The sequence below is a fragment of the Pseudomonas sp. NFACC16-2 genome (assembly GCF_900119205.1).
Taxonomy (GTDB): Bacteria; Pseudomonadota; Gammaproteobacteria; order Pseudomonadales; family Pseudomonadaceae; genus Aquipseudomonas; species Aquipseudomonas fluorescens_Q.
In genome coordinates, this window is record NZ_FPIX01000037.1 from 14776 (window position 1) to 35127 (window position 20352).

General features: G+C 60.7%; 14 protein-coding genes. 6 read left to right on the forward strand and 8 right to left on the reverse strand.

Features of this window, described 5'->3' with window-relative positions:
* Positions 1–29 precede the first annotated feature (29 nt).
* Together sthA and BT116_RS23580 are read right to left on the reverse strand one after the other, a co-directional pair.
* Positions 30–1424: a Si-specific NAD(P)(+) transhydrogenase gene (gene sthA / locus BT116_RS23575; RefSeq protein WP_003183399.1), complete on the reverse strand. Its 1395-nt coding sequence runs from the start codon at positions 1422–1424 to the stop codon at positions 30–32.
* A gap of 345 nt (positions 1425–1769) precedes the next feature.
* Positions 1770–2819 carry an FAD:protein FMN transferase gene (locus tag BT116_RS23580; protein ID WP_371856162.1) on the reverse strand — a complete coding sequence of 350 codons (1050 nt, stop codon included), beginning with the start codon at positions 2817–2819 and terminating at the stop codon, positions 1770–1772.
* A 70-nt stretch (positions 2820–2889) separates the two neighbouring features.
* Here BT116_RS23580 and BT116_RS23585 point away from each other — a divergent pair, with 70 nt between their 5' ends.
* Positions 2890–4188 (forward strand): MFS transporter, encoded by a 1299-nt coding sequence (locus BT116_RS23585; RefSeq protein WP_072347502.1) that lies wholly within the window; start codon positions 2890–2892, stop codon positions 4186–4188.
* A 99-nt stretch (positions 4189–4287) separates the two neighbouring features.
* Here BT116_RS23585 and BT116_RS23590 read toward each other — a convergent pair whose 3' ends face one another.
* Positions 4288–5751, reverse strand: a complete 1464-nt coding sequence (locus BT116_RS23590; protein ID WP_072347504.1) for a glyceraldehyde-3-phosphate dehydrogenase — start codon at positions 5749–5751, stop codon at positions 4288–4290.
* 168 nt (positions 5752–5919) lie between these two features.
* Here BT116_RS23590 and mfd point away from each other — a divergent pair, with 168 nt between their 5' ends.
* Genes mfd through BT116_RS23605 form a run of 3 tightly spaced genes read left to right on the forward strand, consistent with a single transcriptional unit; the run spans position 5920 to position 12651 of the window.
* The gene (gene mfd / locus BT116_RS23595) at positions 5920–9369 is read left to right on the forward strand and encodes a transcription-repair coupling factor (protein ID WP_072347506.1); all 3450 of its coding nucleotides are present in this window, start codon (positions 5920–5922) and stop codon (positions 9367–9369) included.
* A 10-nt stretch (positions 9370–9379) separates the two neighbouring features.
* On the forward strand, positions 9380–9946 hold the full coding sequence (locus tag BT116_RS23600; protein ID WP_072347509.1) for a CsiV family protein: 567 nt from the start codon (positions 9380–9382) through the stop codon (positions 9944–9946).
* An 11-nt stretch (positions 9947–9957) separates the two neighbouring features.
* Positions 9958–12651 carry a DEAD/DEAH box helicase gene (locus BT116_RS23605; RefSeq protein WP_072347511.1) on the forward strand — a complete coding sequence of 898 codons (2694 nt, stop codon included), beginning with the start codon at positions 9958–9960 and terminating at the stop codon, positions 12649–12651.
* 81 nt (positions 12652–12732) lie between these two features.
* On the opposite strand, the gene BT116_RS23610 is transcribed toward BT116_RS23605, so the two are convergent.
* The 3 genes from BT116_RS23610 to BT116_RS23620 form a co-directional block, all read right to left on the reverse strand.
* Positions 12733–16023 (reverse strand): DEAD/DEAH box helicase, encoded by a 3291-nt coding sequence (locus BT116_RS23610; RefSeq protein ID WP_072347513.1) that lies wholly within the window; start codon positions 16021–16023, stop codon positions 12733–12735.
* 36 nt (positions 16024–16059) lie between these two features.
* A complete protein-coding gene (gene nagZ, locus BT116_RS23615; RefSeq protein WP_170845925.1) occupies positions 16060–17058 on the reverse strand; it encodes a beta-N-acetylhexosaminidase in 999 nt (332 codons plus the stop codon).
* A 183-nt stretch (positions 17059–17241) separates the two neighbouring features.
* Entirely contained in the window at positions 17242–17949 is a 708-nt protein-coding gene (locus BT116_RS23620) for a TetR/AcrR family transcriptional regulator (protein WP_072347516.1), read from the reverse strand.
* A 241-nt stretch (positions 17950–18190) separates the two neighbouring features.
* Between BT116_RS23620 and lexA the strand changes: the two genes are divergently transcribed.
* A complete protein-coding gene (gene lexA, locus BT116_RS23625) occupies positions 18191–18799 on the forward strand; it encodes a transcriptional repressor LexA (RefSeq protein WP_003199651.1) in 609 nt (202 codons plus the stop codon).
* 10 nt (positions 18800–18809) lie between these two features.
* Complete coding sequence (gene sulA, locus BT116_RS23630) at positions 18810–19283, forward strand: SOS-induced cell division inhibitor SulA (protein WP_063322183.1); 474 nt, start codon at positions 18810–18812, stop codon at positions 19281–19283.
* A 71-nt stretch (positions 19284–19354) separates the two neighbouring features.
* On the opposite strand, the gene BT116_RS23635 is transcribed toward sulA, so the two are convergent.
* Positions 19355–19588 carry a hypothetical protein gene (locus BT116_RS23635; RefSeq protein ID WP_003183419.1) on the reverse strand — a complete coding sequence of 78 codons (234 nt, stop codon included), beginning with the start codon at positions 19586–19588 and terminating at the stop codon, positions 19355–19357.
* A gap of 106 nt (positions 19589–19694) precedes the next feature.
* Positions 19695–20219: a DUF6586 family protein gene (locus BT116_RS23640; RefSeq protein ID WP_072347518.1), complete on the reverse strand. Its 525-nt coding sequence runs from the start codon at positions 20217–20219 to the stop codon at positions 19695–19697.
* Positions 20220–20352 lie beyond the last annotated feature (133 nt).

Below are 20352 nucleotides of genomic sequence, written 5' to 3' on the forward strand. Positions count from 1 at the left end.
GGCCGGCTCAGGCCACCGGCCGGAGCCGCTCAAAAAAGCCGGTTGAGCCCGTCATAGGCGGCTACCCGATAGGCTTCGGCCATGGTCGGGTAGTTGAACGTGGTGTTGACGAAGTACTTCAACGTGTTCAATTCGCCCGGCTGGTTCATGATCGCCTGGCCGATGTGCACGATCTCCGACGCCTGGTAGCCGAAGCAGTGCACGCCCAGTACTTCCAGGGTCTCGCGGTGGAACAGGATCTTCAGCATGCCTTGCGGCTCGCCGGCGATCTGCGCCCGCGCCATGCTCTTGAAGAAGGCCTTGCCCACTTCATACGGCACCTTGGCCTGGGTCAGCTCCTGCTCGTTCTTGCCGATCGAGCTGATCTCCGGAATGGTGTAGATCCCGGTCGGTACGTCGTTGACGAAGCGCCAGCTGCCGTTGTCGACAATACTGCCGGCGGCCGAACGGCCCTGGTCGTGGGCGGCACTGGCCAGGCTCGGCCAGCCGATCACGTCACCGGCACCGTAGATGTTCGGCACACAGGTGCGGTAGTTTTCGTCGACTTCGATCTGGCCACGGCTGTTGACCTTCACACCAATGTTTTCCAGGCCCAGGGTGTCGGTGTTGCCGGTCCGGCCGTTGCACCAGAGCAAGGCGTCGGCCTTGATCTTCTTGCCGGACTTGAGGTGCAGGATCACGCCATTGTCGACGCCTTCGACGCGGTCGTAGTCTTCGTTGTGGCGCACGGTGATGTTGTTGTTGCTGAAGTGATAGCTCAGGGCCTGGGAGATTTCCGAGTCCAGGAAGCTCAGCAACTGGCCGCGGTTATCCACCAGTTCCACCAGCACCCCCAGGCCGCTGAAGATCGAGGCGTATTCGCAACCGATCACCCCAGCGCCGTAGACGATGAGCTTACGCGGGGTGTGGCCCAGGCTCAGGATGGTGTCGCTATCGTAGATACGTGCGTGGTTGAAATCGATGTCGGCCGGGCGATACGGGCGCGAACCGGTGGCGATGATGATGTGCTTGGCCACCAGTTTCTCGACCACGCCATTGCCGCAGACCACTTCGACCGTCTGCTCATCGGCAAAGCTGCCGGTGCCGAAGAACACGTCCACGCGGTTGCGGGCGTAATAACCAGTGCGCGAGGCCACCTGCTTGGAGATCACCTTCTCGGCGCTCTTGAGCACGTCCGGGAAGGAGAACCAACGCGGTTCGCCGATGGCACGGAACATCGGGTTGGTATTGAACTGCATGATCTGCCGGACCGAGTGACGCAAGGCCTTGGACGGGATGGTACCCAAGTGGGTGCAGTTGCCGCCGACCTGCCGACGGCTGTCGACCATCGCCACCTTGCGCCCTGCCTTGGCCGCGTTCATTGCCGCGCCTTCCCCCGCCGGGCCGGAACCCAGTACCACCACGTCGTAGTTGTAGACAGCCATGCGTACTCCTCAGAACAGGCCGCGGCACCACATTGGCGCCGACGGCTAAATCATGCCGGCCTGCGGCATGAAGGAACAATTTGGGGCCGGTTCACGAGCCCGGCCACAGTCTATAGAAGCGTCAACGCCGCGCACATTACCCCTTGGTCGCGTCGTAGGCTAGTTTTGCCTGCGCTATTTCGCCACACCTACGCTTTCAAAACGCTGTCGGAGCCTGCCCAAATCACTGTGGCGAGGGAGCTTGCTCCCGCTGGGCTGCGCAGCAGACCCATTTTTGTGAGCGCTTCGCACTCAAGCGGGAGCAAGCTTCCTTTCCACAGGTCGCCTACATCCTGAAGGCTGTCATCATTGGGTTTTTCCACCACTGATCCGTTCAAACACATCGTTGGTACGGGAGACAAAACGATTGCCATCGCGCAGTACAAAAAATACCCCGATGCCGTGCTTTTCGGCATAGTCCCAACCCCGTTCAGGACCGAGAATCAGCAATAGCGTCGATAGTCCATCGGCCATCAACGCTGAAGGATGAATCACCGTGACTGACGCCAGGTCATGTAAGACCGGCGCACCGGTGCGGGCATCAAAAGTGTGGGAATAACGCTTGCCGCCCTGCTCGAAATACTTACGGTAGTCGCCCGAGGTGGAAACCCCGTAGCCATTGACCTCGATGACTCGTTCGGCCACTTGCCGGTCGCCCCGCGGCTCTTCCAGGGCGATGCGCCAGGCCGAACCATCGGGTTTGCGCCCGACGGCCTTGAGTTCCCCGGTGGCTTCGGCCAGGTAACTGTCGATGCCCAGGGCCTGGAGCCTGGCGGCGATGCGGTCGACGGCATAACCCGCGGCGATACTGTTGAAGTCGACTTCGACTGCGGCGTCTTTGCACAACCGGTCGCCCTCGATACGCAAATGACCATGACCGACGCGCTGGCGCACCATGTCCAAGGCTTCGGCGGTCGGCACTTTTTCTTCGCGAGACTGAGGACCGAAGCCCCACAGGTTCAGCAGCGGTTCCACAGTCAGGTCGAAGGAGCCGTCGCTTTGAACCGACAACTGCTCACCTACGCCGACCAACTCCAGGAGCGGGCCAGGCATGACCTGACAGCTATTGGCCGGCAGCGCGTTGAAACGCTCGATGTCCGAGTCGCTGCGATAGGTTGAGAGTTGCCGATCCACTTCGGCGAGGATGCTTTCCACCTCGACCTGCACCGTTTTCGCAGTGGGCCCGGCGGAATGTCTGACGTACTGAATCGAATAATGACTGCCCATGGTCGGGCCATCGAAGCGCTCCAGGGTGTCGCCGTTGCCGCAACCCGACAACACGCCGGCCAGCACCACAAGGCCAACCCATCGTCCAGTTAACAAATCTTCATCTCCCCTCAAAACCGCGCCCGCCATTATGAACTCCAGCGCTCCCACAGGGGACGCAGTGCCTCCATACAAGATTTGCCAGAGTGAGTACCTACACATGTCTTCCCAAACGAGCAACGGCAAGGCGATTTTTCGCGTTGTCAGCGGCAACTTCCTGGAGATGTTCGACTTCATGGTCTATGGCTTCTACGCCACGGCCATCGCCAAGACGTTCTTCCCCGCCGACAGTGCGTTCGCCTCGCTGATGCTGTCCCTGGCCACGTTTGGTGCCGGGTTCCTGATGCGCCCCCTCGGAGCGATTTTTCTCGGTGCCTACATCGACCGCCACGGCCGTCGCAAAGGCTTGATCATCACCCTGGCGCTGATGGCCATGGGCACCCTACTGATCGCGTGCGTGCCGGGCTACGCCACCCTGGGCGTGGCGGCCCCCTTGCTGGTGCTGCTAGGCCGATTGCTGCAAGGCTTCTCCGCCGGTGTGGAGCTGGGCGGCGTGTCGGTTTACCTGGCGGAAATCTCCACGCCGGGGCGCAAAGGTTTCTTTGTCAGTTGGCAATCCGCCAGCCAACAGGCGGCCGTGGTGTTTGCCGGCCTGCTGGGGGTGGGTCTCAATCATTGGCTAAGCCCCCAGGAAATGGGCGAATGGGGCTGGCGCGTACCGTTCCTGGTGGGGTGCATGATTGTGCCGGCCATATTCGTGATCCGTCGCTCACTGGAAGAAACACCTGAGTTCCAAGCGAGAAAACATCGCCCCAGCCTATCGGAAATTGTCCGCTCCATCGGTCAGAACTTCGGCATTGTCTTGGCCGGCATGGCGCTGGTGGTGATGACCACGGTGTCGTTCTACCTGATCACCGCTTACACACCGACCTTCGGCAAGGCCGAGTTGAACCTGTCGGACCTGGATGCGCTACTGGTCACGGTGTGCATCGGCTTGTCGAATTTCTTCTGGCTGCCCGTGATGGGGGCGCTTTCCGACAAGGTCGGACGCAAACCCCTGCTGCTCGGTGCGACTGTCCTGGCGATCCTCACCGCCTATCCCGCGCTGTCCTGGTTGGTGGCGAACCCCAGCTTCAGCCATTTGCTGATCGTCGAGCTGTGGTTGTCGTTCCTGTATGGATCGTACAACGGTGCAATGGTCGTGGCCTTGACGGAAATCATGCCGGTCGAGGTGCGTACCACCGGCTTCTCCCTAGCCTACAGCCTGGCGACAGCGACGTTCGGCGGATTTACTCCGGCGGCCTGTACCTACCTGATCCATGTGCTCGACAACAAGGCTGCCCCGGGGATATGGCTCAGTGGGGCGGCGGTGCTGGGGTTGATTGCGACCCTGGTGTTGTTCAAGGGCAACCGTCATGAGTTGCGGACTGCGCAAGCTTCGGTGGTGGGCGGCGCCTGATAGATTGCCTGCTCGCGAAGAGGCCGGGCCACTCAACACAAAACCTCCAGATACAAAAACGCCCCGACAAGTTGGGGCGTTTTCATGTGCGGCTAAAGCTTAGCGCGGGAATGCTGGCGGGTTTACCCCGGCCATGTCTTCCATCACGCGAACCACTTGGCAGCTGTAACCGAATTCGTTGTCGTACCAGACGTACAGGACAACGCGGTTGTCTTGGCTGATGGTGGCCTCGGCATCCACGACACCGGCGTGGCGCGAGCCCACGAAGTCGGTGGACACCACTTCTTGCGAGTTAACGAAGTCGATCTGCTTGTGCAGGTCGGAGTGCAGCGCCATGTAGCGCAGGTACTCGTTCATCTCTTCACGGGTGGCGGCTTTCTCGAGGTTCAGGTTGAGAATGGCCATCGACACGTTCGGCGTCGGCACGCGGATCGCATTGCCGGTCAGCTTGCCGGCCAGTTCAGGCAGGGCCTTGGCGGCGGCGGTGGCGGCACCGGTCTCGGTGATGACCATGTTCAGCGCGGCACTGCGGCCACGGCGATCGCCCTTGTGGAAGTTGTCGATCAGGTTCTGGTCGTTGGTGTACGAGTGAACCGTTTCGACGTGACCGTTGACGATGCCGAACTTGTCGTTCACTGCCTTGAGCACCGGCACGATGGCGTTGGTGGTGCAAGAGGCGGCGGAAACGATCTTGTCGTCAGCGGTGATGTCGCCGTGGTTGATGCCGTGAACGATGTTCTTCAGCTTGCCCTTGCCTGGCGCGGTCAGGACAACGCGATCGACACCCGGGCAGGCCAGGTGCTGGCCCAGGCCGTCGGCGTCACGCCATACACCGGTGTTGTCCACCAGCAGCGCATCCTTGATACCGTACTGGGTGTAGTCGACCTCGGTCGGGTTCTTCGCGTAGATCACCTGGATCAGGTTGCCGTTGGCGGTGATGGTGTTGTTTTCTTCGTCGATGGTGATGGTGCCGTTGAACGAACCATGGACCGAGTCGCGGCGCAGCAGGCTGGCACGCTTGGTCAGGTCGTTCTCGGCGCCCTTGCGCACCACGATGGCCCGCAGGCGCAGGCCGTCGCCACCACCGGTTTTTTCGATCAGGATGCGCGCCAGCAGACGGCCGATACGGCCGAAACCGTACAGGACCACGTCAGTGCCTTTGCGAGGCGAAGCGTTCTGCTGGCCAACCACATCAGCCATCTCTTCACGCACGAACTGCTCGGCGCTACGGCCATTGCCTTCGTTGCGGAACTTGAACGCCAGCTTGCCCAGGTCCACCGACGCCGCGCCGAGCTTGAGCTCGCTCATGGCCTTGAGCAGGGGGAATGTTTCGTGGACGGAGAGTTCGCTGTCGTCGGAAGAACGGTGGCGAGCAAAGCGGTGGGCTTTGAGGATCGCGATGACAGACTGGTTGATCAGGCTGCGGCCATAGATCGAGCTCACCACGTTGTTATTGCGGTAGAGCTGACCGATGAGAGGGATCATCGCTTCTGCGAGAGCTTCACGATCAATCCATTCACCAAGACACTGGTCGGGCTTCTGAGTCACGGTAACCTTCCACATGTAGGGGCTGAAAAAAGGGGCTACATTATGCCGCCGAGTCCTCGGCGGAGCAATGCGCGCCTGTCGCACCGTGGTTTTCCTGTCTGCCTGGGTAGTCTGCGACTGACAGCAGCCCCCTTCCCCCGCTACAATTGTCGACTTTGTCGCAACGCTGGAGCTCAACCTTCCGTGCCCGTTCTGCGTCTTCCGCTTCTCCCTGCCGCGGCAGGTAAACAGCACTGGGGCAACCTGCCCGGTGCCGCCCTGAGCCTGGCCATCGCCGAGGCTGCCAGCGCTGCAAAGCGCTTCACCCTGCTGCTGACCGCCGACAGCCAAAGCGCCGAGCGGCTGGAACAGGAGCTGAGTTTCTTCGCTCCGGATTTGCCGGTCTTGCATTTCCCGGACTGGGAAACCCTGCCCTACGATCTGTTTTCACCGCACCAGGACATCATTTCCCAGCGAATCGCCAGCCTTTATCGGCTGCCGGAACTCAGTCATGGCGTTTTGGTAGTGCCGATCACCACGGCCCTACATCGCCTGGCACCGACCCAATTCCTGCTTGGCAGCAGCCTGGTGCTGGACATCGGCCAGAAGCTCGATGTCGAGCAAATGCGCACCCGCCTTGAGGCCAGTGGCTATCGCTGCGTCGATACGGTGTACGAACACGGCGAGTTCGCGGTACGCGGCGCCTTGATCGACCTGTTCCCGATGGGCAGCAAACTGCCTTATCGCATCGACCTGTTCGACGACGAAATCGAGACCCTGCGCACCTTCGACCCGGAAAACCAGCGCTCCATCGATAAAGTGCAGTCGATCCGCCTGTTGCCGGCCAAGGAATTCCCGCTGCAAAAAGATGCCGTGACCCGGTTCAAGGCGCGCTTTCGCGAACGCTTCGATGTGGATTTCCGCCGCTGCCCGATCTTCCAGGACCTGAGCAGCGGGATCACCCCCGCCGGCATCGAGTATTACCTGCCGCTGTTTTTCGAAGAAACCTCCACCCTGTTCGATTACCTGCCCCAGGACACCCAGGTGTTTTCCCTGCCCGGCATCGAACAGGCGGCGGAAAATTTCTGGAACGATGTGCGCAATCGCTACGAAGAGCGTCGCGTCGATCCTTCCCGTCCTTTATTACCACCCGCCGAGCTGTTCCTGCCGGTGGAAGACTGCTTTGCCCGCCTCAAGAGTTGGCCGCGGGTAGTGGCGAGCCAGCAGGACGTGGAAACCGGCGTTGGCCGTGAACGCTTCCCGGCCAAGGCGTTGCCGGACCTGGCCATCGAAGCCAAGGCCACGCAGCCATTGGCGGCACTGGCGGGTTTTCTCGACGCATTCCCCGGTCGCGTCCTGTTCACCGCTGAATCCGCGGGGCGTCGCGAAGTGCTGCTGGAACTGCTCGAACGCCTGAAGCTGCGGCCAAAGACGGTGGACAGCTGGCCGGACTTCGTCGCCGGCAAGGATCGCCTGGCGATCACGATCGCGCCGTTGAACGACGGCCTGGTCCTGGATGACCCGGCCCTGGCGCTGGTGGCGGAAAGTCCTTTGTTCGGCCAGCGCGTCATGCAGCGCCGCCGTCGCGAGAAACGCGCCGACGCCGCCAACGACGCCGTCATCAAGAACCTCACCGAGCTGCGCGAAGGCGCGCCGGTGGTGCACATCGACCACGGCGTTGGCCGCTATCTGGGCCTGGCGACCCTGGAAATCGACAACCAGGCCGCCGAGTTCCTGACCCTGGAATACGCCGAGGGCGCCAAGCTCTACGTGCCAGTGGCGAACCTGCACCTGATCGCCCGCTACACCGGCAGCGACGACGCTCTCGCCCCGCTGCACCGCCTGGGCTCGGAAACCTGGCAGAAAGCCAAGCGCAAGGCGGCCGAACAGGTGCGCGACGTGGCCGCCGAACTGCTGGACATTTATGCCCGTCGCGCCGCCCGCGAGGGCTACGCCTTCGCCGATCCGAAAGCCGACTACGAAACCTTCAGCGCCGGTTTCCCGTTCGAAGAAACCGTCGACCAGCAGACCACCATCGAAGCCGTGCGCGCCGACATGCTCGCGCCCAAGCCCATGGACCGACTGGTGTGCGGCGACGTGGGCTTCGGCAAGACCGAAGTGGCGATGCGCGCCGCATTCATTGCCGTGCACGGCGGCAAGCAGGTGGCAATCCTGGTACCCACCACCCTGCTCGCCCAGCAGCACTACAACAGTTTCCGCGACCGCTTCGCCGACTGGCCGGTGACCGTGGAGGTGATGAGCCGTTTCAAATCCACCAAGGAAGTGAACGCCGCCGTGGCCGACCTGGCCGAGGGCAAGATCGACATCGTCATCGGTACGCACAAGCTGCTGCAGGACGACGTGAAGTTCAAGAGCCTGGGACTGGTGATCATCGACGAAGAGCACCGCTTTGGCGTGCGCCAGAAAGAACAGCTCAAGGCCCTGCGCAGCGAAGTCGACATCCTGACCCTGACCGCCACGCCGATCCCGCGCACGCTGAACATGGCGGTGTCGGGCATGCGCGACCTGTCGATCATCGCCACGCCACCGGCCCGGCGCCTGTCGGTGCGCACCTTTGTCATGGAGCAGAACAAAAGCACGGTCAAGGAAGCCCTGCTGCGTGAGCTGCTGCGGGGTGGCCAGGTCTATTACCTGCACAACGACGTGAAGACCATCGAGAAATGCGCCGCCGACCTGGCCGAACTGGTGCCGGAAGCGCGCATCGGCATCGGCCACGGGCAGATGCGCGAACGTGAACTCGAACAGGTGATGAGCGACTTCTACCACAAGCGCTTCAACGTGCTGATCGCCTCGACCATCATCGAGACCGGCATCGACGTGCCGAGCGCCAACACCATCATCATCGAGCGCGCCGACAAATTCGGCCTGGCCCAGTTGCACCAGTTGCGCGGCCGGGTCGGTCGTAGCCACCACCAAGCCTATGCCTACCTGCTGACGCCACCGCGCCAGCAGATCACCCCGGATGCGGAAAAGCGCCTGGAAGCCATCGCTAACACCCAGGACCTCGGCGCCGGCTTCGTGCTGGCCACCAACGACCTGGAAATCCGTGGCGCCGGCGAATTGCTCGGCGACGGCCAGAGTGGCCAGATCCAGGCCGTCGGCTTCACCCTGTACATGGAAATGCTCGAACGCGCGGTCAAGTCGATCCGCAAGGGCGAACAGCCGAACCTCGATCAACCCCTGGGCGGCGGGCCGGAAATCAATTTGCGAGTGCCGGCGTTGATCCCGGAAGATTACCTGCCGGACGTCCACGCACGGCTGATCCTCTACAAACGCATCGCCTCGGCCAGCGACGAGGAAGGCCTCAAGGACCTGCAGGTGGAGATGATCGACCGCTTCGGCCTGCTGCCGGAACCGACCAAGAACCTGGTGCGCACCACACAGCTCAAGCTCAAGGCCGAGCAACTGGGCATCAAGAAAGTCGATGGCGGCCCCAATGGCGGCCGGATCGAGTTCGAAGCCCAGACCCCGGTCGACCCGCTGGTGCTGATCAAGTTGATCCAAGGCCAGCCCAAACGCTACAAGTTCGAAGGTGCCACGATGTTCAAATTCATGGTGCCCATGGAACGCGCGGAAGAGCGTTTCAATACCGTAGAGGCGCTGTTCGAGCGCCTCACTCCGACCACTGCTTGAAGGACGCCACATGCGCCTGTTCCGCTCACTGACCTTGTTGATGACCCTGGTCGCCCCCCTGGCGCTTGCCGACGACCTGTATCAGGTTGAAATGATCCTGGTGCGCCAGAATGCCGAGCCGGCAATTATCAGCCGTGCCGCACCGGAAGATTGGGACGCCGGCGCGCAACGCCTGGGCGCAGATAGCCAGCGCACGCCGGCCATGGGCAACATCGTCGAGAAACTCACCGCCAGCGGCCAATACACGGTATTGATGCACAAGGCCTGGCAGCAGACGCTCGGTGAACAGGGGCGCAAAATTGCCATCAGCGACGGCGCCGAACAGTTCGGGCAATTCCCCATCGAGGGCACCCTGGAACTGAAGCTGGGCCGTTTCACCGACGTGGATGCCGATTTCTGGATCAACCAGATCAACGCCAATGGCCTGGTCACCTCCAGCGAGCGCCTCAAGCAGCAGAGCCATACCAAGAATGGCCAACTGAACTTCCTCGACAACGGGCATCTTGGGCTGCTGATCAAGATCACCTCGTTGACCGCGCCCGCGCCACGGCAGGCACCTGAAGTCATTCCGGACTGAGTGGCGCGCCTATGCCCTCGCCCCTGAGCAAACCCTTGGCACCTTCCTGGGTCAATCGATTCAAGGAACAAAGCCTGGAGCGCGGGCGCCGTTATGCCCTGGAAAACCGCGTCAGGATCGTCGAGGCCGGCGACAGCACCATCACCGCCAGTTGCGAAGGCTCTGGCGGTAACGTCTACCGTCAGACCATTCGCCTTAAAGAGTCAGCCAAGGGCGCGCTGATTCTGCTCGAAGCCGCTTGCTCCTGCCCGGTGCGCATCAACTGCAAGCACTGCGCGGCGGTGTTGCTGCAAGTCCAGGAAACCCTGGCCTATCCGGCCGCCGAAAAAGACGCGCAATTGCTGGAAAAACTCCAGGCCGTGCTGGACAACCGCAGCCCCAAGGCCCCACCGCAAGTGCTGGTGGACAACGTACAACCGGTGCCGCGCCTGTGGCTGGCCAGTATCGAGTTCAGTGCCTTCGAACCGCGTAACGGCAAGATGCAACGCTACATCCAGCACCGCGCCGCCTTGTCCTTCAGCTATCTGGACGAGTACGTCAGCGGCCAGCGCAACACCGACGTGCTGATTCGCCAGGAAACCCAGACGCTGCGGATAAAACGCCACACCGATGTGGAACAGTCCTACCGCGAACAGTTGCGAATCCTCGGCTTCAAGGTCGCGACCCGACAAAGCAAGGCCCTGCCGGAAAGCGCTGGCGAACTGTATGAAATGGTCAACGACAGTGCCTGGCTGACCTTCACCCTCAACGACCTGCCGAAACTGCGCACCCAGGGCTGGGAATTGCAGATCGACGAGGACTTCGGCTTCGACCTGACGGCCGTGGACGAGTGGTACGCCACGGTCGAGGAAACACCGGAACGGGATTGGTTCGACCTGGAACTGGGGATCATCGTCAACGGCGAGCGCCTGAGCCTGCTGCCGATCCTGTTGAACCTGATGCGCTCGCACATCGAGTTGTTCAACCCGGAACGCCTGGCCAGGCGCCGGGACGATGAACTGATTCTGGTCAACCTGCCCAACCGTCCGAACTCCGAATTCGGCCCGCAGCAAGTGGCCCTGCCCTATGGCCGGCTGAAACCGGTGCTGGCGACCCTGGGCGAGTTCTACCTGCAAGAACCCGGCACCACCAAACTGCGCCTCAACAGCGCGGATGCCCTGCGCCTGAACCCGCTGCAGGACATGCCACTGACCTGGGAAGGTGGCGAACACATTCGCGGCCTGGCCCAGCGCCTGCGGGACATCAAGGATTACACCACCACCGCGCCGGAAGGGCTGAACGCGACGCTACGGCCTTATCAACTCGAAGGCTTGAGCTGGATGCAATCACTGCGACAGCTGGAAGTCGGCGGCATCCTCGCGGACGACATGGGCCTGGGTAAAACCCTACAGACCCTGGCGCACATTCTCAGCGAAAAAAATGCCGGGCGCCTCGATCGCCCGTGCATGGTGGTGATGCCCACCAGCCTGATTCCCAACTGGCTCGACGAGGCCGCTCACTTCACGCCGCAACTCAAGGTACTGGCCCTGTATGGCGCCGGGCGCAAAAAGCATTTCGAACGACTGGCCGATTACGATCTGGTCCTCACCACCTATGCCCTGCTACCCAAGGATGTCGAGCGCCTGGCCGCGCAGCCATTGCACGTGCTGATCCTCGATGAAGCCCAGTACATCAAGAACCCTACCAGCAAAGCCGCCCAGGCCGCCCGCGAGCTGAACGCCCGCCAGCGATTGTGCCTGTCCGGTACGCCCCTGGAAAACCACCTGGGCGAACTGTGGTCGTTGTTTCACTTCCTGCTGCCGGGCTGGCTCGGGGACGTCAAGAGTTTCAATCGCGATTACCGCGTACCGATCGAAAAGCGCGGCAGCGATGTACGACTGCAGCACCTCAACGGTCGGATAAAACCCTTCCTGCTGCGTCGGACCAAGGAACAAGTGGCGACAGAGCTGCCACCCAAGACCGAGATCATTCATTGGGTCGAACTCAGCGATGCCCAGCGGGACGTCTACGAAACCATGCGCCTGGCGATGGACAAGAAGGTCCGCGACGAGATCACTCGCAAAGGCGTGGCCCGCAGCCAGATCATCATTCTTGAGGCACTGCTCAAGCTGCGCCAGGTGTGTTGCGACCTGCGCCTGATCAACGACGCCACCCTGCCCGCCCGAGGCAGCACCTCGGGCAAGCTCGACAGCCTGATGGAGATGCTCGACGAGCTGTTTGAAGAAGGCCGTCGGGTGCTGCTGTTTTCCCAGTTCACGTCCATGTTGGCGCTGATTGAAGATGAGCTGAAGAAACGCGGCGTCGATTACGCCCTCCTGACCGGCCAGACCCGCGACCGGCGCACGCCCGTCAAGGAATTCCAGAGCGGCAAGCGTCAGATCTTTCTGATCAGCCTGAAGGCCGGTGGTGTAGGCCTGAACCTGACCGAGGCCGACACGGTGATTCACTACGATCCATGGTGGAACCCGGCCACCGAAAACCAGGCGACCGACCGCGCCTACCGCATCGGCCAGGAAAAACCGGTATTCGTCTACAAGCTGATTGCCCGAGGCACGGTGGAAGAAAAGATCCAGTTGCTGCAAAAGGAAAAATCCGACCTCGCGGCCGGCGTACTGGACGGACGCGTGGCCGGAGACTGGAAACTGCAGAGCGACGATATCGAAGCATTGTTCGCGCCGCTGCCGGACAAATTGGAAAAGCGCTGATTCACAGCGTTTCCTGTGGGAGCTGAGCCAGCTTGCGATGGCTGACTATCAGGCGACATAGCCAGTGAATGTGCCAGCGAATCAGGACTTGGGCAACGGTGCAAACAACGCTTCGATATCGCTCTGCTCAAGCTTCCACCCACCCGTCGCGCCGCCATCCAGCAGACTGCCCGCCAACGCGGCCTTATCCTCCTGAAGCGCCTGTATCTTCTCTTCCACCGTGCCTCGGGCAATCAATTTATAGACGAACACTGGCTTGTTTTGACCGATCCGATAAGCCCGGTCGGTCGCCTGGTTTTCCACTGCCGGGTTCCACCACGGATCAAAATGAATCACCGTGTCGGCAGCCGTCAGATTGAGCCCCGTACCGCCGGCCTTGAGGCTAATCAGAAACAGCGACACCTTGCCACTCTGAAAATCCCTCACCGGGGTGCGGCGATCCGTGGTGGATCCGGTCAGCAAGGAATAGGTCAGGCTGCGCTTTTGCAGTTCCGCTTCAATCAGGACCAGCATCGAGGTGAATTGGGAAAACAGCAGAATCTTGCGCCCTTCGCTGAGCAACTCTTCGAGCATCTCCATCAGACTGATCAACTTGCTGCTACCGGAACGCAGCGCCTTGGCCGTCTGCACCGTATTGAGCAACCGCAAATCACAGCAGACCTGGCGCAACTTAAGCAACGCATCGAGAATGATGATCTGGCTACGGCCCACGCCGCTGCGAGCAATTTCGTCGCGCACTTTCTTGTCCATGGCCACGCGCACGGTTTCATAGACATCCCGCTGCCCGTCACTGAGGTCGACCCAATGGATGATTTCAGTCTTGGGTGGCAGTTCGGTGGCGACTTGTTCCTTTTTGCGCCGCAGTAGAAACGGTTTTATTCGCGCCGTCAGATGGTGCATTCGCTCGCTGTTACCATGTTTTTCGATCGGCGTCCGGTAGTCTCGGTTGAAGCTTTTGTTATCCCCCAACCAGCCGGGCAGGAGGAAATGAAACAGCGACCAGAGTTCGCCCAAGTGATTTTCCAGGGGCGTACCGGACAGGCACAAGCGCTGCCGGGCATTGAGTTCGCGAGCAGCCTGGGCGGCCTTGCTGGTGGGATTCTTGATGTTTTGCGCTTCATCGAGAATCAGCACACTCCAGGCCTGGGATTTCAGCACCTCCAAATCCCGCGGCAACAAGGCATAAGTCGTCAGAACCAGGTCGTACTGTGCAAGGCTGGCGAAATCTTTTTGCCGGGCTGCACCATGAAGCGCCACGACGTTGAGCTGCGGCGTGAAGCGTGCCGCTTCGTCGAGCCAGTTGGGAATCAGACTGGTGGGCATGACTGCAAGCGCCGGGACATCCAGGCGCCCGGCCTGCTTCTCACAAAGCAGGTGAGCCAGGGTCTGCAAGGTTTTACCCAAGCCCATGTCATCGCCCAGGATGCCGCCGACGTCCAGCTCGCGCAGAGTCTGCATCCAATTGAGCCCTTCCAGTTGATAAGGTCGCAGGGTGGCTTTGAGCCCCGCCGGCACCGGGACATGAGCATGGGTCGACTCGTGTAATCGCTTGGCGAACGTGCGCAACCGTTCCCCGCCTTGCCAAGTCAATGGCACGCTTTCAAGCACATTCAACCTGGCCGCATCAAAGGCATTCAACCGTATCGAGTCCCCCCGGTGCTCCTTCATGTACAACTCACCAAGCGTTGCCATCAACGGCTTGACCCGCCCATATGGCAACGCGACCTTCACGCCAGGACCCGCCCCGAACTTTCCGCCGTTGAGATCGAGCAACAGCAACTCTTCATCATCGCGCCGATCAAGGTTGTCCGGATCCATCATCTCCGGGCTTGAGCGAAGCAGATGAAGCAGGATCGGCAGCAGACTGTGCCGTTTTCCATCAACGACAATGCCCAGTTGTAAATCGAACCACTCTCGACCGGGAGACTCCTCGATGTCGGCGTACAACTGCTCCACCGGTTGCAGATCGAAATGAAAACCCGCTTCGATATCGACCTGCCAATTGGCGGCACGCAATCGCGGCAGGCCTTTGTCCATGAAGGCCAACCAGGCGTCGTCATCCGCCATTTGAAATAGCTCACCCCCGATGTCCGCCAGCGCAAGGCTCTTGCGACTGGTTTTCTTGAAACCAACCTTACGCAGAACGGTGCGAAAGGCTTGCTCGACATCCGGTTTACGCTGAATGCGCAAAATTTCGGTTCCGGACAGAATCGATAGTTCGGTGGATGCTTTGTCGCCCGCCATATGACCCTCATAAAAAAAGGTCAGTGCCGCGCGATGTTCTGGAACAGATTTCCAGTGCCGGAAGTTGATTGCACTTCCCAACGTCAACACCGCTCGCGGTTCAATACCGTCGATGATGCGCTCAGTCAGTTCTTTCGGCGGCGGGATAGGGACGTCGACAGCATTGATTCTATGGCTGAAAAGCACGACATCCCGCGCGAGTACCTCCGGCGCACGGCATAAATGGCAGGCCAATTTGTCGTCCATTTCATAGGACAACCGGCCAAGCTCCCTGCGCGACAAATCCAGATAATGAAGCGGCTCAAGCACCAGGAGGTTATCCAGTACCTGATCGCCACTGCGCCACCGAGACCGATAGTTGCCATTGGCCTGCTCAGCCCAGAAAAACTGCGCATTTTTTAGCGGACCTGCGCCCAATGGCTGCGGCGGGTCGAAATCCAGGAACAAGCGTGAGGACTGTAATGCCAGCGCCAGCACTTCGGCGCCGTGGCGACCTTGCAACGGAAAGCTGTTCTGGCTGTGATAATGCTGACTGCTGATAAGCGACTGGCCAATCTGCTTGTCGACGTCGAACATATAATTCGGAAAACGATTCAGCATGTCCGTCAGTTGGCCAAACGCTTTCAGATCCTTCAGGGAACCATCATCAAGCTGGCGCCCCTTGAAGAGCTCCAAAATCCACTGCCCTATGTGCGACTTCTTGAGTTTGTAGAAGATCCGGACATCGGCGTCTTGTTTGCTCGGTAGCGAATCGGCGTCCCACTCGGGAATACACTTGATCCAGGTTTCAAGTTCAGAATTCAGGCGCTCGCTGGCGGAGCCAGCCTCCAGTGCTTGCGGATTCGATATCAAATGGAACATGACAGCAGCGCAGTGCTTGCAGCTGTCACCGACCGGACACGAGCATTCGTAACGAACGCCGTCGTATCCCCGATAACGAGTGAGCGCGATCACCTGCTGATAGACACTATCGCCGCCACCCTCGCATTCGGCGTGAATCGATTGCTCATCTATTCGCAGTATCCGTACTCGCGCTCTCTCGGCGTAGTCAAACCCGCGCTCAAGGTAACGTTGATGGAAGGACTCTTCCCAATCACTCTCCAGAAGCGCCTCAACTGGCTGGGTCATGGGTACCGCCGATCATTACGCATAACAGGACAATCCTTAATCAACCAGCTGGGCAGCCCTGAGCGCGCCAAGCGCCGCCAGCCAGCGAGGGTTCTGGCGATATTCCGTTGAAGCGTAGGCCTGGCCGCGCATGCGGGCGATCCGTGCCGAAGGCTTGACCTTCAGGCGCTGGGCGGCGCTCAAGGCGAGCTCGGCAGCCGCGCGATCGTTGCACACCAGGCCCATGTCACAACCGGCCGTCAAGGCAGCCTCGATACGACTGGCGGCATCACCGACCACATGCGCCCCAGCCATCGACAGGTCATCACTGAAGATCACGCCCTCGAATTGCAACTCGCCACGCAGGATGTCCTGCAACCAGCGGCGAGAGAACCCAGCCGGATTGGCGTCAACCTGCGGGTAGATGACATGGGCCGGCATCACGGCGGCCAGTTGCTTGGTCAGCCTGGCAAACGGCACCAGGTCATTGGCGCGAATCTGCTCCAGGCTACGCTCATCGGTCGGAATCGCCACATGGGAATCGGCTTCGGCCCAGCCATGCCCGGGGAAATGCTTGCCAGTGGCGGCCATCCCGGCGGCGCTCATGCCACGGATGAAGGCACCGGCCAATAACGCAGCGCGCTCGGGGTCGCCTTCGAAGGAACGACTGCCGACGACGGCGCTGCGCTGGTAATCGAGGTCAAGCACCGGGGCAAAGCTCAAGTCGAGACCGACCGCCAGCACTTCAGTGGCCATGATCCAGCCGCACTGTTCGGCCAGGTATTCGGCGTTCGGGTTGTCGGCGATGGCCCGCATCGCCGGCAAGCGCACGAATCCCTGGCGCAGGCGCTGGACGCGGCCGCCTTCCTGATCCACCGCCAACAGGAGGTCGGGACGGATGGCACGGATCGACGCACTCAATTCCCGCACCTGACGTGGGTGTTCGATGTTGCGGGCAAAAATGATCAGGCCACCCACTTCGGGCTGACGCAACAGGTGGCGATCTTCGGCCGTCAGCCAAGTACCGGCGACGTCCACCATCAACGAGCCTTGCAGGCCGGCAGTCATAGAATTTCCTTGATAAAGATGAACCCGCGTGGCGACACACCCACGACATCGTTGCCAGGAGCCAGGCCCGGCAGGTCGCGGTGACACAAGGGAGGATAAGACGGATTAGAAACGAGAGTCGGCATGGGCGGCTAGCTTAGCGGATGTAGGCCGCTGCGCACACCCATACCCTTACGCCTTGGCGGGCGCCGGGGCGGATTTGCTGCGCGGGCGCAATTGCGCGGCCGCCATGGCTTCATCGGTTACGCCGGTTTCGGCGCGCATGCCGGCAGCCAGGAACGGCACCATCAACCGCATCACCTGCTCGATGGAGGTGTTCACGCCGAAATCGGTTTCCGCGATAGCCCGCAGCGCCTTGATACCGGACATGCTGAACGCCGCGGCGCCGAGCATGAAGTGCACACGCCAGAACAGCTCGATCGGCGGGATACGCGGCGCCGCCTCGTTGACCAGCAACATGTAGCGGCGGAACACCTTGCCGTACATGTCTTCAAGATAACGCCGCAAATGCCCCTGGCTCTGGCTGAAGGCAAGGCCCAGCAGGCGCATGAAAATGGACAGGTCGTTACCGCTGCGCGGCTGCACGACAAGGGCTTGCTCGACCAGGATTTCCAGCAGCTCTTCCAGGGTAGGCTTGACGTCGGGCTTGGCCTGGCGCCGCTCCAGCTCGCGATCGAGGCTCAGGCAGAACGGCCCGAGGAACCGCGAGAACACGGCCTGGATCAGGGCCTTTTTCGAGCCGAAGTGATAGTTCACCGCCGCCAGGTTCACCCCGGCCTTACTGGTGATCAGACGCAACGAGGTTTCAGCGAAACCTTTTTCCGCGAACAACTGCTCGGCAGCATCGAGAATGCGCTCAACGGTTTCCGACTGGGCCATGGTTACTCCGCCTGACAAACACTTGTTTGAAACATACGTTTCAGCCCTGGGGTTGTCAAGCCTGCCGGGGCGTTTTGCGAACGCCCGGTCACGTATTTAACCACACCTTTCCACGGGTGGTAGTCATGTCGCATTCAACCGCCCGACCGACCGTCCAGCGCCTCGTGAAAAAAGGAGGATTGCCAAGCGCTGTCCACTGTATATAATCCCAGTCACTGTATAAAAAGACAGAGCGATCAATATGCTAAAGCTGACGCCACGCCAAGCAGAGATTCTGGCCTTCATCAAACGCTGCCTCGAAGACAACGGCTACCCGCCAACCCGCGCGGAAATCGCCCAGGAACTGGGCTTCAAGTCGCCCAACGCGGCTGAAGAACACCTCAAGGCGCTGGCGCGCAAGGGTGCTATCGAAATGACCCCGGGCGCATCCCGTGGCATTCGCATCCCCGGCTTCGAAGCCAAGGCCGACGAAACCACCCTGCCGATCATCGGCCGGGTAGCGGCAGGCGCACCGATCCTGGCCCAGCAGCATGTCGAGGAGTCCTGCAACATCAATCCTTCGTTCTTCCATCCTCGTGCCGACTACCTGCTTCGTGTACACGGCATGAGCATGAAGGACATCGGCATCTTCGACGGTGATCTCCTGGCCGTCCACACCACCCGCGAAGCCCGCAATGGTCAGATCGTGGTGGCGCGAATCGGCGACGAAGTGACCGTCAAGCGCTTCAAGCGCGACGGCAGCAAGGTCTGGCTCATTGCCGAGAACCCGGAATTCGCCCCCATCGAAGTGAACCTGAAAGATCAGGACCTGGTCATCGAAGGCTTGAGCGTCGGCGTCATTCGCCGCTAAAGGAGGCTTTATGCAGTTCCCTCACACACCACAACACACACAACTTCCGCTGTTCGAGGCATTCATGGCCCAACCGCTGGTTCCAGTCCTGAAAGAGGTCATCGAGTCGCCTTGGGGCGTCGAACCCGAGGCCTTCAGCGAACTGTCGTTACGTGGTGCGGCCGGAAACTGCCTGAACCTGCTGGCGCCGATCCTGCGAGAACTCAGCCAGGACCAGGATGCTCGCTGGCTTACGCTGATCGCACCACCGGCCAGCGTCACCCAGGCCTGGTTGCGGGATGCCGGCCTGAACCGTGAGCGTATCCTGTTGTTGCAGCCGCGGGGCACCCAAAGCGCCCAACAGTTGACTTGCGAGGCCTTGCGCCTGGGCCGTAGCCACACTGTGGTCAGTTGGCTCAACCCTTTGACCGCCGCCGCACGGCAACAGTTGATCAGCGCCGCCCGCACCGGGGACGCACAAAGCCTGAATATTCGATTGGGCTAAGACAGACGCGGGGCTTCTCCAAGGCAGAGAAGCCGACCAGCCACACACTTCAAAAAAGCCGACAGACGGGATCAATGAAGAACCCGCGGCCCCTCTTCCTTGTTGAATTCGCCTTCAACCAGGCGACCTGCCATCTGAACGCCTACGCTCAACATCGCCTTGGCAACTTCGACGTGTTGGCCCTGGAGGAATACCTTGGCATCTTCGGAGAAGTTCAGGGTAACCAGAGAACCCTCGTCCTCGGCCCTGCGCAGCTCGATGCGGCCATCAGGAAGTTCGACAATTTCTAGAAAGGACGTAGGCATAAAAGTCTGTTCTCCACGAAAGGCGAGGATTATATAGTCATCGGCCAGGCTCCGCTCGGGATCTTGACCAAGCGTTATCAACGAACGTAACGGGCCGTGGGGAAACTCAGCACTCGTTCAACCCGTCACGAAAGCGTATCGCCAGGCTCTTGAGGTTCTGGCGCCAGCTCTCCAGCTCCTCCCGGCTCAACTCCTGCTCTGGGTCTTGCTCATCCAGATTGACCGCCACGATCAACGGTTGGGTCACGTCCCCCTTGGGCTTGCGCGGGGCCCGGGGCGGCTCGAACAGCGCCGCATGGGCCGCCAATAACTTCGCAAGCCAGGTTTCCGGGTTATGCGCCAGCTCGACCATTTCGGCCAGCTCCGGAATCGCGATGGTTTCCAGCACTTCGCGGGTCAACAGCAGCTCGGCCCGCGGGGCATTCGCTTGTGGCAGGCGATAGAAACCGGCGATTTCATGGCACAACCCCAACAACGCACCGTACAGGTGAAACAGCGCGGACTCACGGCCTGCCTGGAGCAGCGCCGGGGAGTTCATCGCACGCCCGTCCTCGGCCCTGGTCAGTGCTTCGAGCGATAGGCCGGCGAAATAGATTTTCTGATTGGTGCGGGTATAGAGTTCGTGGGCCATGGCGGCATCTCCCCAACGAAATGAAAGCTTCACGCAAGTGCGACAGTGTCGTGGATCAACCGCGGCCACTGCAAGCCAAAAACAAAAAGGCCGCATGAAAACCCATGGGTTGTCATGCGGCCTTTTGTTCAGT

Coding starts and splice junctions, on each gene's coding strand:
- sthA (WP_003183399.1), bottom strand. CDS start 1,424: ATGGCTGTCTACAACTACGACGTGGTGGTACTGGGTTCCGGCCCGGCG.
- BT116_RS23580 (WP_371856162.1), bottom strand. CDS start 2,819: ATGGCGGGCGCGGTTTTGAGGGGAGATGAAGATTTGTTAACTGGACGA.
- BT116_RS23585 (WP_072347502.1), top strand. CDS start 2,890: ATGTCTTCCCAAACGAGCAACGGCAAGGCGATTTTTCGCGTTGTCAGC.
- BT116_RS23590 (WP_072347504.1), bottom strand. CDS start 5,751: ATGTGGAAGGTTACCGTGACTCAGAAGCCCGACCAGTGTCTTGGTGAA.
- BT116_RS23600 (WP_072347509.1), top strand. CDS start 9,380: ATGCGCCTGTTCCGCTCACTGACCTTGTTGATGACCCTGGTCGCCCCC.
- BT116_RS23605 (WP_072347511.1), top strand. CDS start 9,958: ATGCCCTCGCCCCTGAGCAAACCCTTGGCACCTTCCTGGGTCAATCGA.
- BT116_RS23610 (WP_072347513.1), bottom strand. CDS start 16,023: ATGACCCAGCCAGTTGAGGCGCTTCTGGAGAGTGATTGGGAAGAGTCC.
- BT116_RS23620 (WP_072347516.1), bottom strand. CDS start 17,949: ATGGCCCAGTCGGAAACCGTTGAGCGCATTCTCGATGCTGCCGAGCAG.
- lexA (WP_003199651.1), top strand. CDS start 18,191: ATGCTAAAGCTGACGCCACGCCAAGCAGAGATTCTGGCCTTCATCAAA.
- sulA (WP_063322183.1), top strand. CDS start 18,810: ATGCAGTTCCCTCACACACCACAACACACACAACTTCCGCTGTTCGAG.
- BT116_RS23635 (WP_003183419.1), bottom strand. CDS start 19,588: ATGCCTACGTCCTTTCTAGAAATTGTCGAACTTCCTGATGGCCGCATC.
- BT116_RS23640 (WP_072347518.1), bottom strand. CDS start 20,219: ATGGCCCACGAACTCTATACCCGCACCAATCAGAAAATCTATTTCGCC.